This is a genomic window from Leptospira harrisiae (genome assembly GCF_002811945.1).
GTDB lineage: Bacteria > Spirochaetota > Leptospiria > Leptospirales > Leptospiraceae > Leptospira_A > Leptospira_A harrisiae.
The window spans coordinates 244,967-261,294 of sequence record NZ_NPDX01000005.1; the positions used below are offsets into that span (position 1 = coordinate 244,967).

General features: G+C 37.8%; 18 protein-coding genes. 7 read left to right on the plus strand and 11 right to left on the minus strand.

Annotated elements, in window-relative coordinates; translation table 11 throughout:
• Positions 1-14 precede the first annotated feature (14 nt).
• Positions 15-425 carry a DUF1554 domain-containing protein gene (locus tag CH364_RS18845; protein WP_243401320.1) on the minus strand — a complete coding sequence of 137 codons (411 nt, stop codon included), beginning with the start codon at positions 423-425 and terminating at the stop codon, positions 15-17.
• A 48-nt stretch (positions 426-473) separates the two neighbouring features.
• Here CH364_RS18845 and CH364_RS18850 point away from each other — a divergent pair, with 48 nt between their 5' ends.
• Positions 474-824: a hypothetical protein gene (locus CH364_RS18850; protein WP_243401319.1), complete on the plus strand. Its 351-nt coding sequence runs from the start codon at positions 474-476 to the stop codon at positions 822-824.
• Positions 825-900: 76 nt separating this feature from the next.
• On the opposite strand, the gene CH364_RS15980 is transcribed toward CH364_RS18850, so the two are convergent.
• On the minus strand, positions 901-1,608 hold the full coding sequence (locus CH364_RS15980; RefSeq protein WP_243401318.1) for a DUF1554 domain-containing protein: 708 nt from the start codon (positions 1,606-1,608) through the stop codon (positions 901-903).
• 608 nt (positions 1,609-2,216) lie between these two features.
• Between CH364_RS15980 and CH364_RS15990 the strand changes: the two genes are divergently transcribed.
• Genes CH364_RS15990 through CH364_RS16000 form a run of 3 tightly spaced genes read left to right on the plus strand, consistent with a single transcriptional unit; the run spans position 2,217 to position 4,587 of the window.
• Positions 2,217-2,507 carry an NAD(P) transhydrogenase subunit alpha part 2 gene (locus CH364_RS15990; protein WP_100743525.1) on the plus strand — a complete coding sequence of 97 codons (291 nt, stop codon included), beginning with the start codon at positions 2,217-2,219 and terminating at the stop codon, positions 2,505-2,507.
• The gene (locus CH364_RS15995) at positions 2,507-3,904 is read left to right on the plus strand and encodes an NAD(P)(+) transhydrogenase (Re/Si-specific) subunit beta (protein ID WP_100743524.1); all 1,398 of its coding nucleotides are present in this window, start codon (positions 2,507-2,509) and stop codon (positions 3,902-3,904) included. Before CH364_RS15990 ends, CH364_RS15995 begins: the two co-directional genes overlap by 1 nt.
• Before the next feature lie 11 nt (positions 3,905-3,915).
• Positions 3,916-4,587, plus strand: a complete 672-nt coding sequence (locus tag CH364_RS16000; RefSeq protein ID WP_002977218.1) for a response regulator transcription factor — start codon at positions 3,916-3,918, stop codon at positions 4,585-4,587.
• Here the strand turns inward: CH364_RS16000 and CH364_RS16005 are convergent, their stop codons facing one another.
• From CH364_RS16005 to CH364_RS16025, 5 genes are read right to left on the minus strand one after another with little or no spacing between them, the layout of a single operon-like run.
• Complete coding sequence (locus CH364_RS16005; RefSeq protein WP_100743523.1) at positions 4,588-5,601, minus strand: tetratricopeptide repeat protein; 1,014 nt, start codon at positions 5,599-5,601, stop codon at positions 4,588-4,590. It abuts the gene before it with no gap.
• Positions 5,591-7,201, minus strand: coding sequence for a cytidylyltransferase domain-containing protein (locus tag CH364_RS16010; protein ID WP_100743522.1), 1,611 nt, complete (start codon positions 7,199-7,201; stop codon positions 5,591-5,593). Before CH364_RS16010 ends, CH364_RS16005 begins: the two co-directional genes overlap by 11 nt.
• Complete coding sequence (locus CH364_RS16015) at positions 7,176-8,726, minus strand: spiro-SPASM protein (RefSeq protein ID WP_100743521.1); 1,551 nt, start codon at positions 8,724-8,726, stop codon at positions 7,176-7,178. Before CH364_RS16015 ends, CH364_RS16010 begins: the two co-directional genes overlap by 26 nt.
• Entirely contained in the window at positions 8,726-9,778 is a 1,053-nt protein-coding gene (locus CH364_RS16020; RefSeq protein ID WP_100743520.1) for a putative peptidyl-prolyl cis-trans isomerase, read from the minus strand. The genes CH364_RS16015 and CH364_RS16020 overlap by 1 nt, the downstream gene beginning before the upstream one ends.
• Before the next feature lie 12 nt (positions 9,779-9,790).
• Positions 9,791-11,005 (minus strand): aspartate kinase, encoded by a 1,215-nt coding sequence (locus CH364_RS16025; protein WP_100743519.1) that lies wholly within the window; start codon positions 11,003-11,005, stop codon positions 9,791-9,793.
• Between the two features lie 104 nt (positions 11,006-11,109).
• Here CH364_RS16025 and CH364_RS16030 point away from each other — a divergent pair, with 104 nt between their 5' ends.
• Positions 11,110-12,045 (plus strand): acyl-CoA desaturase, encoded by a 936-nt coding sequence (locus CH364_RS16030; RefSeq protein WP_100743518.1) that lies wholly within the window; start codon positions 11,110-11,112, stop codon positions 12,043-12,045.
• Positions 12,046-12,054: 9 nt separating this feature from the next.
• Here the strand turns inward: CH364_RS16030 and CH364_RS16035 are convergent, their stop codons facing one another.
• From CH364_RS16035 to CH364_RS16050, 4 genes are read right to left on the minus strand one after another with little or no spacing between them, the layout of a single operon-like run.
• Positions 12,055-12,564, minus strand: coding sequence for a hypothetical protein (locus CH364_RS16035; RefSeq protein ID WP_100743517.1), 510 nt, complete (start codon positions 12,562-12,564; stop codon positions 12,055-12,057).
• Positions 12,565-12,566: 2 nt separating this feature from the next.
• Positions 12,567-12,875, minus strand: a complete 309-nt coding sequence (locus CH364_RS16040) for an LIC13255 family lipoprotein (RefSeq protein WP_100743516.1) — start codon at positions 12,873-12,875, stop codon at positions 12,567-12,569.
• Positions 12,872-13,402 (minus strand): LEA type 2 family protein, encoded by a 531-nt coding sequence (locus CH364_RS16045; RefSeq protein WP_100743515.1) that lies wholly within the window; start codon positions 13,400-13,402, stop codon positions 12,872-12,874. The genes CH364_RS16040 and CH364_RS16045 overlap by 4 nt, the downstream gene beginning before the upstream one ends.
• Positions 13,392-14,390 (minus strand): zinc-binding dehydrogenase, encoded by a 999-nt coding sequence (locus CH364_RS16050; RefSeq protein ID WP_100743514.1) that lies wholly within the window; start codon positions 14,388-14,390, stop codon positions 13,392-13,394. The genes CH364_RS16045 and CH364_RS16050 overlap by 11 nt, the downstream gene beginning before the upstream one ends.
• Before the next feature lie 52 nt (positions 14,391-14,442).
• On the opposite strand from CH364_RS16050, the gene CH364_RS16055 reads away from it, so the two are divergent.
• Complete coding sequence (locus CH364_RS16055) at positions 14,443-15,237, plus strand: MlaD family protein (protein WP_100743513.1); 795 nt, start codon at positions 14,443-14,445, stop codon at positions 15,235-15,237.
• On the plus strand, positions 15,237-16,316 hold the full coding sequence (locus CH364_RS16060) for a glycosyltransferase (protein WP_100743512.1): 1,080 nt from the start codon (positions 15,237-15,239) through the stop codon (positions 16,314-16,316). Before CH364_RS16055 ends, CH364_RS16060 begins: the two co-directional genes overlap by 1 nt.
• The last annotated feature ends 12 nt before the right edge of the window (positions 16,317-16,328 follow it).

The window sequence follows — 16,328 nt, forward strand, 5'->3', positions numbered from 1 at the left end:
GAACCAAGCTGTTTCTATTGTTCAACACAAATGGCTTTCGCATTATAGTTATTTACTAGGTCATAGCATGATGAGGTAGCAAACGCAAAAGCTAGAGCATCCGTATTTTGATGTTTTCCAAACAGCCCATTTGGTGCTAAAGTTGCAGTTCCTATTGTAGTCCAATTATCACAATCAACACTATTGATCCAGTCGGCATTGATTCCTGTAATCACATAATTATTAGCATTTAGTAAATTTGGTTCCATTGAATTGGTAAGTGGAATAGGAAAAAGACCATTTGCATTAGTGGTTCCAATCACTGTGGTTCCATCTTTTCTTTTGTATTGTTGGTTTGGTTTGAGAACCCAATCGATATGTTCTGAAGTTCCACCTGAGCAATTTGCAGTAGAACAGGCCCTTCTTTTTATTCCATCTGATATCAAGGCTTTATAGACATAGCTACCTGATGGTTTATTTGGCGAATTGTTACAGTGCGTATCAAACCAGAAATACCTGCATTGTTAGGAGCTGTTGGAGTGGCGATAAATATTTTACAAGTTCCAGTTGTTACACATGAGGATGATGTTGAACTACTAGAAGTAGAACTGTTATTTGCAACGAGTGCAAGAGCACCGGCAGTCGTTGTGTCGTTGTTAGTATTTCCTGGTTCACAAGAAACGAGTAAGAAACAAGTAAAGCTAATAATGATTAGATTTGATATGAGTAAGGAATTTGCTAAGTTTTTAAAAATTTTCATAAAATTCTCCGTAATAAGGGTAATACCCAAAGTGGTTCCACCAAGATCAATGTTCTTGGAAATTGAATTCATTAGTATGTTATAATAGTTTATTTTTATCATTTATAAAACAGAACTATGATTCATTGAACATATTTTCATAATACCATTTTTCCTGATTGTTACTGTTCCACACAGATTGCCTTCCCTTGGTAGGTATTATTAACCATAGTGCTACAATCTCTGGATGATTCTGCATACCATCGGTAAACTACTTCCAAATGTGCTCCTATCATTGTATTTCCAGTTCCAGTCCAATCAGTACAATCATCACCTGGTGTCCAGTTGTCATTTATACCAGTGAGGACCACATCACTACCAGTAACCAAATTTGGTTCAACTGAATTTGTCAGTGAAGTTACAAAAATACCATTTGCATTAGTGGTTCCAATCACTGTGGTTCCATCGTTTCTTTTGTATTGTTGGTTCGGTTTGAGAACCCAATCGATATGTTCAGACGTTCCACCTGAGCAATTTGCAGTAGAGCAGGCCCTTCTTTTGATTCCATCTGAAACCAATGCTTTGTAGGTATAACTTCCTGATGGTTTATTAGTCGAATTGTTACAGTATGTATCAAAGCCAGAAATACCTGCATTGATAGGAGCCGTTGGATTTGCGATAAATATTTTACAGGTTCCTGTTGTTGTGCAGGAAGGTGTTGTGGAACTACTTGAAGTAGAACTGTTATTAGTTACGAGGGCAAGTGCACCTGCAGTGGCCGTATTGTCACTGTTATTAGTTTCGCAAGACATAAGTGTGAAGCAAGTTATGATCCCAATCATTCCCATAGTGATTCGAAAGGAATTTGGTAAGTTTTTCAATATTCGCAAATAAGTTCTCCATGTTTAGGGTTTTGACCCAAAGTTGCCCAACTAGAGTCTGCTATTTTAAAAACGAGTCAAATTTTTTTAGGGAAATCCTGCGAAATTTTTTCTTTTGGCTTCTTGGAGAAAAAAGCACACAAATGATTTTTGTTTCCAAATGATTTGATTTCATCATGAGGATCGCTACAAATATATGTTAAATTCGACAAATCTATGTTATAAGAAAGAGTTTTATTGGATTGAAGTTTATTAAGTAAATAAACTAACATTAATTAAATTATTATTTTGTTTTGGTTTCTTTCGTATAACAAAAGTTTGGTTTTTATTTTTTAGACATTGTATCCTTTTGGAACGATCTTTCTTGTAGGTTCCAATGATCCATACAATTTGAAAACAGTACCCCGAGACGAGTTGTCAAATTGTATCGTTTGGAAGGGGGAAACATTGAATTCTTCAGGCTGGAAACCGTGGTTTTTTTTCTATTTTCGATTTAAGATTCATATCCACACCTTAGGAAATTTGCTTCAAAATTGAGGATCAGGCCCCAGTTTGGGTAAAATTCCTGAAAATTTTGTTTCCAAAATGGCCATTTTTTCCATAACTACTACTAGTTTATGGAAATATTTGTTACAGCCGTCACGATTTTCGTCCTCGCGATCTTCGTGGGATTTGAAATCATCACAAAAATCCCTCCCATCCTCCACACCCCTCTTATGTCGGGTTCCAACGCCATTTCCGGCATTACCTTGATTGGTGCACTTTATGCAGCCGGGATCGAAGAGAGCAATGTCACAAAAATTTTGGGCTTACTCTCTGTTATTTTTGCTACGATCAACGTGGTAGGTGGGTTTCTTGTGACTCATAGAATGCTCGGAATGTTTAAGAAAAAGGACGCACCTAAATAATGGAATTAGTCAGTATTCTTAACCTATCTTACCTTGTTGCATCCATTCTTTTTATTGTTGGAATCAAACAATTGGCTCATCCCAAAACAGCATCTCGAGGAAATTTACTCGGTGCCTTGGGGATGTTCATTGCGGTCGTCGCAACTCTCTTCGACCAAGCCATCTTAACTTATGATTGGATCCTTGCGGGTGTTCTAATTGGATCACTCATCGGAATTATTTTAGCGATCAAAATCCAGATGACTGCAATGCCACAACTTGTTGCCGTTCTCAATGGATTTGGTGGTATCGCATCTGTATTTGTTGCTGGCGCTGCGCTTCAACTTTCCATTCCTAAGTATGCAATTGCTGTGAACTACCAAGAGATCGTATCGATTGTATTTTCCGCTATTGTAGGTGGGATCACTTTCTCTGGAAGTTTTATCGCCTTCGGTAAGTTACAAGGTTTTATTACAGAAAAAGCAGTTCGTTATCCCGGTGACCAACTTGTTAAAATCTTAGTTGGTCTTACAGCAGTCGGTCTTGGTGTGTATGGATGTTTAGAGCCCACAGATGAATCCATTTATTGGATTTTAAGTGGTGTGAGTTTACTTCTCGGTGTATTCCTCGTGATCCCGATTGGTGGAGCTGATATGCCAGTTGTGATCTCTCTTCTTAACTCTTATTCAGGGATTGCCGCTTCCGCAACAGGATTTGTTCTTAACAATAATGTTCTCATCATAGCTGGATCACTTGTTGGTGCTTCTGGAATTATTCTAACACAAATCATGTGCAAAGCGATGAATCGTAGTTTGACGAATGTTCTTTTTGGTGGATTCGGGGCTGTCGCTACAGAAATGAAAGATGATGGCGATTTTTACTCAGGTAAAGTGAAGTCAACCAGTGCAGAAGAAGTCGCAATGTTGTTAGATGTCGCACGTAGTGTAGTGATTGTCCCTGGTTATGGTATGGCTGTAGCGCAAGCGCAACATACTGTTCGTGATTTATATCAACTTTTAACTGCACGTGGTATCGATGTCACCTTTGCAATTCATCCAGTAGCAGGTCGTATGCCTGGTCATATGAACGTATTACTTGCAGAAGCAGATATTCCTTATGATCGATTGAAAGAGATGGACGAGATCAATAGTACTTTCGAAAATGTTGATGTTGTGATAGTCAATGGGGCGAATGACGTAACAAACCCTCTTGCAAAAACAGATCCAAAATCACCGATTGCTGGTATGCCTATTTTGGATGTTGGAAATGCAAAGACAGTTGTTGTTATCAAACGTTCCTTAAGTCCTGGATTTGCTGGAGTGCCTAACCCACTCTTCATTGCTGACAACTGTTTGATGTTGTTTGGTGATGGTAAAAAAGCAACTCAAGAGATGATCGCAGCTTTAAAAGAATCTTAGAGCCGGAAAATATGAAGAAACAAGTCTATATCGTTGATGACCACCCTCTTGTAGTAGATGCACTACAAAACCTAATTGCTAAATCAGAAGATTTAGAGTGCATCGGGAGTGCGGATAACATTGAAAAATCATTTAATGATATAGAAAAACTGCAACCAAGTTTGGTCTTAATTGATATCCAACTCAAACAAAACCAAAATGGTTTGCAGTTGCTCAAACGTCTTAGAACAACTTTTCCAAATATTGCCGTCATCATCATCAGTATGTTGACGGATGATACTTTTGTGGATCGTGCCTTTAAACTCGGTGCTATGGGATATGTTTTCAAAGAAGACACAACCACACAAATCGTAGAAGCAATTCACACGGTGCTTAAGGGAGATTATTTTGTAAGTTCTTCCCAAGCCACTAGACTGCTCGGACACTTGTACAGAGCTTCTCAAAAAGACGAAAAAGATCCCATCGACAGGTTATCCAATCGTGAATTGGAAGTGTTTCTTATGATTGGAGAAGGAATGCCAGTCAAAGAAATTGCAGCCAATATGGGTCTTGCTCCTTCCACAATTGAAACTTTACGATCTCGTATTAAATCCAAACTCAGCATCACTGAAAACGAAAAGTTAATTCGTGTGGCTGTGGAATGGAAATACACCCAAGCCAAAACGGATATCGTCGTTTCTTAATCAATACCTAAGTTTAAAATAGTGATACAATAAATCTTTTCCCTCACGGGAAGAGAGTAACATTCTGTATGCTTCAGCAATTTTAGATTCGTTTTGCGATTGTTTTTGGATGAAATGAAAGAAGTCGTTTGCTCTTTCATCATATCCTAAGTTCAAAAGTAAGTTTAAATAAAAACTTTGGTCGTATTCATCGGCAAACGGTGAGTAGGCGATTGGTCGAAGTAAGTTTTCTGCATCTCTCCACTTTCGTATTTCAAAGTAACATCGTGCGTATATTTTTTTTTCTCTCCATCCAAGAACTCTTTGGTTTTTTAAATAGGTAAGAGATTTTTTTGGATCTTTTTCGAGTAAATAAACCACGCGGCCCATTAGATGGGAGGCTTGGAGATGTTTAGGGTCTTGTTCCAAAATGGTTAAGAGTTCCGCTTTTGCTTTTTCTGTTTCATTTAGCTCTAAATAAGTTTTTGCTAAAATCAGTTTCGCTTCATTGTAGTTTGCTTTGTATTCTAAAGATTTGTTTAAGGATAGAATGGCATTATTGTAGTCTTTCAAAATGAAGTAGGCGAGACCTAAATTGTAATGATAAAATGGATTGTAAGGCGAAATTTGATTGGTTTCGGTCCAGGTATCCTTTGCTTCGGGCCAACTGTCTTCCTGGGCATAGATCATACCGAGTAAAAAACTTGCGGCTTCATGGTTTGGTTCTTTTTTTAATGCTTTGTTTAAACTTTCTTTGGCTTCTTGCCATTCCATTCGAGAGTATAACAAACTTCCGTTTAAATAGTCATACTCAGGATAAGATTTATAAATATCGGATTGGATTTTTTTCCATTCTGTATCTGCTAAAAGAAATTTTCCATAACGAAGTGCATTGATGATATTGCGACTGACTTTTTCCAATTCGATCTTTGCATTGATTTCGATGGTTTCTTTATCTTCGGTTTGAGAAAAAATAGAATTTGATAAGAATAAAAAGCAACAACCGAAAAGAAGAATTTGTATTTTAGCTTTCATAAATTGATTCTAACCATTTCAAAATTTTTAAGTGAGCATCGCGAACTAATTTTCTTTTTGAATGAGGAAAAACATTCGGAAATTGTTTGATTTCATTTAATGTCGAAAGAGAACCTAAATAAGGAATTCCTAATTTATTTTCTGCAAAATGACCCAAAGATTCGTGAATATCCGTGATTCCGACCAAACAAACTTTTTTTCCGTAACCTAAAGATTCCATCATCGTTTGCCCAAAGTAAGTTAAAACGACTTCACAAGTTTGAATCTGTTTCAAAAATTCTATATAAGAAACTCGTGTAAGGAATTCCACTTTTTTTTCAGCAGGAGGTGTTCCTCCAATACGAGCCACTGAACTTATGTTAGTTTTTCTAATAGAAACTTTCGAATTTAGGAATTGTAATAGATAGGAATCAATTTGTTCTGATTCTTCTTTTCCTAAATTGCCTGCATAAACAAGAATTCGTCCAGGGATTGTGATTTGGTTCCAATCCAATTCAGAAAGTGGAGAACTAAAATAAGATATAGGATCTCCCTCACTAGTTGGTGCCTCAGGATTTGGTAGAAAAAAACTAGCATTGAATTCGTTTGGCAAATGATGGAGATTATCAATATAAAACAAATTGTTTATGGGAAATTCATTTTCTCTAATATCTAGTATATGTGGGAGATGTTTGGATTGAATATCTGGTTTGTCAGAAAGTTCAGGATGGTATCCATTCATCTCTAAAAACACAGATAAAGATTTACATCGTTCCCAATGTCCACTTCCAAAGAGAGAAGGGTCTGCATAGACAATCCGCACTTGTTTGGATTTTTGATTTGATTTAGGTAGGGAAAAAGTAACTTGTTCAACAGAAGCGTTAACCAAAAATACTTCCGGATGGTCTTTCGCCAACTGAATCACTTCTTTGGCCCCAAATATTGGATCTTTCGTTCCTAACCTTTCCCACAAGGAACAAACTAGTTCATAATCTTTGGATTCATCAACAGTGATACGTAGTGAATTTGAGTTAATATTTGTTAGTGGATTTAAGTGTGGTGGCGACAGTCTAAATTGTTTGTGAATTTCCGGATGTTCTTTGATATGAAGTGACACATGTTCTGTATGTCGTTCAGGCGTTGGGCCTTCCGTTTCATAAAAAAGAGAATTTGCAGAAAAACATTCTACTCCCATCCCCAATGGCAAACCAACCATGGAAAGACTATAATAAGGATCGGAAATATAAGTAATCGCTTCATACAAATATCGAATGGATTCTAAATCGATAAATGGGTTATCACCCGTTAGGCGAAATATATGTTTTGCTTGGAAATGTGAACATGCTTTCCGAAATCTTTCTCGAACATTGGATTCCGATCCAACGAAATATCGGTAATGTTTTCCATTTAAAAATTCAATGAGTTCGGTATCATTTTCGGGGACCAAAAAAACAATCTGTTCTTTGGGAAAGATCGCGGAGAGCCGGTTATGGATATGACAAAGGACCGAGGTATTTGAACCTTCAGGAATAGACTTTAAAATTTTTTTCGGAAATCTTGTAGAACCTAGTCTTGCCTGAATAAAGGCAAAACAATCACGCGTTGAAAGTATACCATTCATCACAATTCAAACAAGGGGCAGGTATTTTATCGTGTTCACCGTTAAAACTATGTTTAAAAAAATCCAATCCCTTTTGCCAAATTTCAGCCAAGGTTTCTTGGTACAAATTCCCGATAACTTCGTTTTGGTTTTGTTTGCAAATGGAAACAGTTCCATTCACTGACACTGACAAATCTCGCACCAAATGCCAACAAAAATCTCTGTGGATTGGAGTGAGATCACTCACACGGCGTTCCGGTAGTTTGTTTGCAAAGGTATTGTATTTTTGTAAGATTATATTGATCCCTTTTTTTTCAAAAAAAGTAAAATACGGATCAATTTCTTCTTCCACTTCTTTCATTTTAATCATCTGCACATGTAACGATTTGTTTGGAAGGGCTTGCGAAAGTAAATCAATGTTAAGGAGCACTTTTTCCAGTTCCTGTTTTCCATATAAGGATTTATAAACATCTGGTTTTAAAGTGGTTACATTGACTATGATACAAATTTTTTCTTTATCTGAAGGATTTAAACTTTCTACGAGAGGCAACAAAATGTCTGTATTTGTATAAAGTGCTGTTTCGATGATCAGTTCTGATAAAGATTTTAGTTTTAAAATTTCTAAAATTATATTTTTGAATTCAGGATGAAGCAGTGGTTCTCCATTTCCTGAAAGGCTGATGGTAATGGGTGATGTGAGTTCAACATTAAGCTTAGTTATCGTTGATTTTACGTCTTCTAAAGATACAAAACTTCCGTCATTGTTCAGATCTGCGAATTCGCGCGGACAGAATGTACACTTTAGTTCACAACCTTTGTATATTTCCCATTCCAGGTAAGAAGGGGCGCTGCGAAATAACGCAGGTTTTTCTTTTAGTTTAGAAAGAAGGTTCTCATAACTTAGACTCTCACCCATCGGTAATAAACCTAAAATGAGAGTTAAAGAACGAATTGATGCCAATCGAAAGTCCAATCTAAGTTGGCGAAGGTCCGGTGCCTTATAAAAAATATCCACATCATATTGATTGATGTTTTTTAGAAAAAAGGAATGGACGTCGGTGGACAAGGTATCGGGTAAAGAAGTAAGAAATTCACGTGTGATGATAGTAGGTGTAAGACCTGGAGGTAAGTTTTCCGAATACGAATACTGGCTAAAAAAGTTTTTATGACGATTCCAAGCTGTTTCTGTTAGGTTTGAATCTAAAAGTGGAGAAATCCCAGTAAAATATAGAAAACAAACTTCATCCCAATCCGGATCTTTGAATTTTGACTCTGGTAAAAGTTTTCCAAGTTTGAGTAAAAATTCATATTCTTTGGAAACATCTTCATGTGTTATGATTTTGTTTTTCAAAGAACTGGAATTTATTTTTTCTGATAGTGCAGTGTTTGTGTTGGTATGAATTTGTATCTTTGGAAATACTTTAGAAAGTCGATTTATAAATTCTTCCCACAATTCAACTTGAAATTGAGCATTTAAAAATTGAATGGATTGGGAGTCTAAATAGACAACCGCAAAACTTGGGTTATAGTCCTTTCGGTTCATCATCAGTCTATATTGTATTTTTCTTCCGGATTGCTGATGTTGTATTCTTTGATGTAAATAGGATCAAAGATAGAGATGGATGAGTTTTTTCGAGTGTTAGAAACCCATTCTTCAAAAGAAGTTTGTTCTTTCTCTCGAAACAAAAATCCTTGGATTCCTTTTCTGACTGCATCCAATGGAGTAGGTCGCATTCCTTCAATATAAACTAAACAATAACGTTTACGATCATCTCTAAACACTTCTGAAATCTTTCCAGCTCCGCCTACTTGTGTTAATACAGAAGCAGTAGTGGGTTGGGATTTATACAATTCAAAAGTTGGAACCCAGTTGACCAGTCCTCCATTCAAACGATATCGAGATTCGTTTCTTGGACCTGAGGCAACTAACTTAAAAAATGAAGGATCTTTTAAAGATTTGTTTCGGATTTCTGTGAGTTCGTTAAACACTCTTGTTTCTTCATCAATCGATGAATTGGAAGGGGAAAAAACGATTTCTCTAAATCGAAACTCTGATCCTACCTTCGCCTTGTTTTTGTTATACCAAGATTGAACTTCTTGTTCAGAAGGTAAGGGAGGGCTCACCTTGATTTGTAATAGTTGCCCTTTTTTGATTTGGTAAGGTAAATCTTCTAACCAAACATCGTATGGTAAATTGAACTGATTTTGAACTGATTTTTTAAATTGTTCTAGGTCACTAATCCCTTGCGCTTCCATTCTTTTTTGAATTTCTGCTTCAATTCGTTTTTCATTGACCTGGATGGATTCTTCATCAGCGGCATTATCAACCACCGCTCGATCAATTAGAAAATCGACCACTTGGGAATGAAGAGAACCTTTTTTGCGATAGTTGGGGAAAAAACGAGATAGGTTTTTATATCGTTCCACTCCTTCTTCATAATCCAAACTGGAAATGGACCTCGGGCCAACAATGGCCATAACTGCGTTTAAAGATTCGTAAGAACTTACACTTATAAAAGGCGTAAAAAGTAGGCTAAAGGTTAAAACCGATGCAAAAAACAAAACGAGAAATCGAGACAATCGTGATCCTTTTTGCATACGGTCGTAAATTTATCCGATGAACGTGGTATGTAAAGCCTTTACTGCGTCTTCCGCTTGGTTTTGTTTGATGACACAGGAAATTTTAATCTCTGATGTGGAGATCATTTCTATATTGATGTTTTTTTCAGCAAGCGATTGGAACATCTTAGCGGCCACACCTACATGAGATTTCATTCCCACACCAACAGCAGATACAATCGAAATGTTTTCATCAATTTCTGCTTTTCCATTTCCATGATCTTTTGCATAAGCATCAATGATTGGTTTTGCGGCAACGATATCTTTTTTGGCAATGGTGAAGGAAATGGTATTGATTCCGTCTCTTGGAGAAGATTGAACGATGACGTCCACGATTACATCTTTGTTTGCCAATTGAGTGAATAACTCCGCAGCAATTCCTGGTTTGTCTTTTACATCGGCGATGGTCACACGAGCTTGGTCACCTTTTGCAGTCACTCCACTCACTTTCATTTTTTCCATAATTTTGTCCTCACTCATCACTAAAGTTCCCGGTTTGTCGTGGAAACTGGATCGTACGTGGATGACCACGTTATAGTTCATACCTAATTCAACACTTCGAGAATGTAGGACTCCTGCACCAAGGCTTGCGAGTTCTAACATTTCTTCGTAAGTGATTTGTTTATGCATTTTTGCTGTTGGAATTTTTCTTGGGTCGGCGGTGTAAACACCATCAACGTCTGTATAAATTTCACATTCATCAGCACCGAGGGCAGCAGCAAGAGCCACAGCAGAAGTATCACTTCCACCACGACCAAGGGTGACTATGTTCTCATCTTTATCAATTCCTTGGAAACCTGCAACGATTACCACCTTTCCTTTGTTAAATGCCTCATCAATTCGCGAACGATCGATCATTTCGATCTTTCCATTGGAGAAGTTTCCATCGGTTAGGATTTTTAATTGAGAACCAGTAAAGGATTGTGCTGGTACTCCGATCTCATTTAGAGCAATGGCAAGAAGGGCAATCGACACTTGTTCGCCCGTCGAGAGTAACATATCCATTTCTCTTTTCGGAGGATTTTTAGAAATTTGGTCAGCCAGATCGACTAGTTCGTCAGTAGTATGTCCCATTGCAGAAACTACAACGGCAACTTTTTGGCCTTCGTCGTGGTAACGTTTGATACGTTTGGCCACGTTTTGGATTTTAGTGGTGTCACCAACGGAGGTTCCACCGTATTTTTGGACAACGATTTTCGATGACATGGGTATATGGACAGGGTGCTACAGGCAAATCGGGAATCAAGTAGAATGAATTTTTTTGCAACCAAACGTTCGTAGGGGACTCCAATAGATATAGGTTTACTTGAATGAATTCTTCCTCCTCTACCGTTGAGCCCGTTGTCAAAGAACAAGCTCCCTTACTTTTTCTAATTTTGTTTTTTTTGGTCCAAGCCACTGTGCTAACTGTTTTTACCGTTCCGTTTGCTTGGTCACTCGTTTGGCTGGCCATTGGATCCTACTTCCTTCGGATGTTTGGAATCACAGCCGCTTACCATCGTTATTTTTCCCACGCCTCATTCAAAACCTCCCGAGTATTTCAATTTGTATTGGCTTGGATTGGGGCAATGGCCATGCAGAAAGGTCCTCTTTGGTGGGCAGCCCATCATAGAAACCACCACAAGTATTCGGATACAGAAAAGGACATCCATTCCCCTAGTCGAAAAGGGTTTTGGTATTCCCATATGTTTTGGTTTTTGCGTAACGATTACAATGATTATGAAGCCAAACTGATTCCGGATTTTTACAAATACCCCGAGTTACGTTTTATTGATCGTTACCATTGGATTGCGCCACTGTCGTATGCCATCGTACTATATCTAGTGGGTGGATGGGCATGGCTTGTCTATGGGTATGCAGTTTCAACTTTTGTATTGGGACATGCCACTTGGACCATCAATTCACTTTCACATGTATATGGGTCAGTGCGGTATGATTCAAGAGACACAAGTAAAAACAATCTTTGGCTTGCACTTCTTACAATGGGTGAAGGTTGGCATAACAACCACCACTATTACTGTTCGTCGGTCAACCAAGGGTTCTATTGGTATGAAGTGGATGTTTCCTATTATATTTTAAAAGTACTCAGTTGGTTTGGAATTGTTTGGGATTTAAAAAAACCACCTAAAAAAGTCATAGAGGAAGGATTACTTCGTGACAAGGAACAAAAAGAAAGGAAACAACTCTTAAAAGAGTCCAGACAAACTTCTAAAATAAAAAACAAAGTAGAAGTATTGTCTATCTAGATAAGGATATTATACCCCTAATCGTTTTCGTATATCTGCTGGGATACTTTGGATGGAATCATATTTTTTTTTCTTTCCACCCGGCAGAGAAACATAATAAAACCCATTGATCATTTCTAAAAAATAATCCTCTCCTTTTTCTCCTAGAGATCTGTTGTCTAGTTCCTTTACCATTTTTTGGTATTTGGAAGGGAGGAGATTCCAATTCATGTAATTTGTAACCACTCCTTGGTCATTCACTGTATAAGCACCGTCTTGGTGAAGGATTTTTGTTCCATTGTAATCAAATACTTCCATCACCTTTAGGTTGTTATCTTTTGATTGTTTTGAATCTTTTTTGGATTTGCCTGAGTTAGGTTGAGTAGAATCCTCATTACTAGAATTTGATTTTGACTTTGTATTAGGAGGTGTGTTTTTTTTTCTTAGTTTTCCAAATACCAGTAGAAAAAGGCCAGCCAATGCAAGTGATGCGAATAAAAAAACTTCTGCAGTTGATAAATCAAACAAATACCGCCACATAACTATCGAAAACTCGTACTAACTGCCTTACAAGAGTCGGGAAGATATCCTTCCGTATTCCATGTACGACAATCGGTAAGTTCAATTGCCTTAAAACAAAGTTTTAATTCGTCAATTTTAACTCTGCCAAGCACAAGCGCTCCCGGAAGTTTGTTCGTCCCGCAGGCTGAATTTTTTAATGTATAGGTTTCAAAAATCTTTTGGTTTCCTTCTTGTGCCGAATAAAATAAGTCATCTCGATTTTGAATGCACTGAAAGCTAAGTCCAATGGTAAAAAAAAGGGCGTAAATCCCATGGAAAAATAATTTCATTTTTTAAGTTTGATCCGAGAAACTTCTCTGACAGGAATCGGAAGTTTTCCAAAAGCACTATCCACTTGAACAGTTCCATAAATTTCGAACTCAACATCCTCTCCACGCATAGCCGCATCCGAAAGTTGTTTTGCTAACAAAAGAAGTTTGGGAAGGATGGATCCTTTTTGATCGGGGACCAGTTTCAAAACGACAAAGGCTTCAGAATTAGGTTCCACTTCGAGCGGTGTTTGGTTTTGGAGTTTTCCGATGTATTCCTTTCCTTTTGGAGTCACAAGTTCAATTTCCAAATCAAATTGATAGATGGAGACTTTGGTATCGTTTGGATTCACTACCGAAACTTTCGGATACAAATCCACTAATGGAATTAAAGGAAAGTTTGGATTTGGTTTTAGGTCTACACGAACATCCACCAAATCAAACTTACAAGCCTTAAGACTTTCTAAATTCTTTTTTGTATCACTCAAACAATGAGTGAAGGATACAAAAGATACGAAAGCGAATAAAAAAAATAATCTACGGACCAAATACTACCTTCCCTTCGGTCATATGTTGTTTATAAAATTCTAATCCTTCTTTGTATTCTTCAAACTTAAATCGTCTGTTGATTTTTGTTTGGAAAACAGTTTTAAGAAATTTTTGTGCTTCTTTGGCTTGTTTTTGAAATTCTTCTAAACCAATTTCATAAATCCAGGAAGACAACCAAAACCCTTCCACTTTTTTGTTTTGGAATAAAATGATTCCGGAATTCACAGAAAATGGTTTTTCTGAGAGAGCACCATAACAAACCACTTTCGATCCATAAGGCATACATTCAACTAGAGACTGTGCGGTTTCACCGGCCACTGCATCGATAGCGTATGTAGCATTTAATTTTTTAGAGATTTTGAATAAATCCTTTTGATAGTTGGGAGAAGTGGAGTTTAGAATATTTTCTGCTCCAATTTCTAATAGACTGTCCTCTTGTTCTTTCTTTCGTACAACATTGATTAAAGGAATTCCACGTTCCTTACAAAGTCGAACTACCATTTTACCAAGAGCACTGGCAGCTGCGGTTTGGATCATTGCAGGATGCCCTTCTTTGGAACATTTGGATACCATGGCCCAAGCAGTCATTGGGTTCACAAAAAAACTAGATCCTTCGTCAAGGCTCACACCATCCACTAACGGCAAACAGTTGTCCTCTGTGGTGATCATATATTCTGACCATGATCCGTCGTTTTGAGGTGCCACGCAGGATACGTTCATACCCACTTTTAAAGTTTTGATGGCAGTTCCTACTGCATCGATGGTTCCACTGGCTTCAAATCCCGCAGATACCGGTGCCTTTTTTTTAAACCCATACAGTCCACGGATGAACATAAGGTCAGAAGGATTGATGGGAGAAAGATGGATTTTGATCCTAACTTCGTTCTCTTTCGGTGTGGGAACTTCTTTTTCACGAAGCTCCAATAGTGGTTCGGATTCGTCGTATTTGAGGATGGTGACTGCTTTCATCTTCTCCCATTCAGTCATTTAAAATCTGCTTGCCAACTCTTTCTTTGGAAGTAAGAATTTTAAGTCTGCCGTGAAATCAAAAAAGTTATCGAAGGAATCCCTGACAGGGATCGTTTTTTTTTCAATTTTGGTCTTCGCATTTTTCACAACAGTCATTGAACCGGATCGACCTGCCAAAAAATATCCCTACCGGTTATCGTTATTTTACTCTCGCATTGATGGAATCAAAGAAGGAACTGAGGTTCGGATTTTGGGAATTCAAAAAGGTTATGTGGCTCATATTGATTCAAGGCCACTGATTGATGTTCCCGATCGTCGATTCCTCGACCATAACATGGATCATGCGATCGAACTTCATATTGCTTTGGAAGATCCGTTAACACTTTGGGATAATTATGAAGTAGATTTTCAAACGATAACTTTGTTTTCAGGAAGGATCATTAATATCAATCCAGGAAGTTCGGATGGCAAACGCCCCTTTTTCAAACCTACATTTCGTGAAGGTGAAAAAAGACCTGACTATTTGCCTTCCGCGCGGTATTTTGATGATTTTTTCAAAGCCACATCTGTGACAATGGAAGAAAATCGAGCCGACCTCAGACAAATCACCTTGGATTTTCGTTCCATCTCCGATAAATTAAATCATACAGAAGGCACAATTCCCAAATTAATAGGGAGTACAGAAATGTATGATGAACTTCTTGCGACTGTAAAGGACGCAGAAACCATTGGAAAAGAAGGAAGGCGTTATATGGAAAGTTCTCGTAATTTAGAGAACACCATGCCGATACCATTTTTAATTACAGCATCGTATTACGGACGTACAACGCCAATTACGGGAAGAAGGATTGGACCACAAGATTAATGAAAGTTGCAATTATACATGATTGGCTCACCGGTATGCGCGGTGGCGAACTCGTACTCGATAGTTTATTAAAGGCATTTCCAGAAGCGGATTTATTTACTCTTTTTTATTCTAAAGGAAAACTTAACGAAAGGATTGAAAACAGAAAGATTACAACAGCTTTTACAAACAATCTTCCTTTCAAAGAAAAATACTACCGCTATTACCTACCAGTATTTCCAACGGCCATTGAATCATTGGATTTAAAAGGTTATGATGTAGTGATTAGTTCTTCCCATTGTGTGGCCAAAGGAGTGATCCCTCATCCCGATACTTTTCATTTAAGTTATATCCATAGTCCCATGCGTTATGTTTGGGATATGTATTATGATTATTTCCCAGGTAGAAAAGGGTTTAAATTTTTCCTTTTACAATCCATTGCTAACTACCTTCGCACATGGGATGCGGCTTCTGCCAATAGAGTGGATTATTTCACATGTAACTCGCATTTTGTGGGAAGACGAATCCAAAAGTATTATAGACGTGATTATAAAATAGTATACCCGCCTTGTTTACCTCAAGACTTCCGGGTGAATGATGTTTCGAAAGATGATTATTATCTGATGGTTTCGGCCTTTGCTCCTTATAAAAAAATCGATCTTGCCATTGAAGCCTTTCGTGAAAATGGAAAGCCACTCATCCTTGTAGGTGGGGGTCAGGAAGAAGGGAAACTAGTCAAAAATCTTCCGAAAAACATCCTTTGGAAAAAAGGTCTGCCTCGCACAGAAGTGGTGGAACTTTACAAAAAGGCACGAGGGTTTATTTTTCCAGGAATGGAAGACTTCGGAATCACTCCGGTTGAGGCACAGGCCTATGCCACCCCTGTCATTGCTTACGGGATGGGAGGGGCTTTGGAGTCAGTGAAAGAGGACAAAACCGGGGTGTTTTTTAAGGAACAGACTGTAAAATCCTTAAATGAGGCGATCCAGAGGGCAGAAAAGATCCATTTCAAACGGGGAGATTTCCAAAATTCCATCAATCGATTTACGGAAGAAAAATTCGTAAGCGAAATTCGAAAGGTAGTCGATAGACATAAATAGAAATCTCTGAAG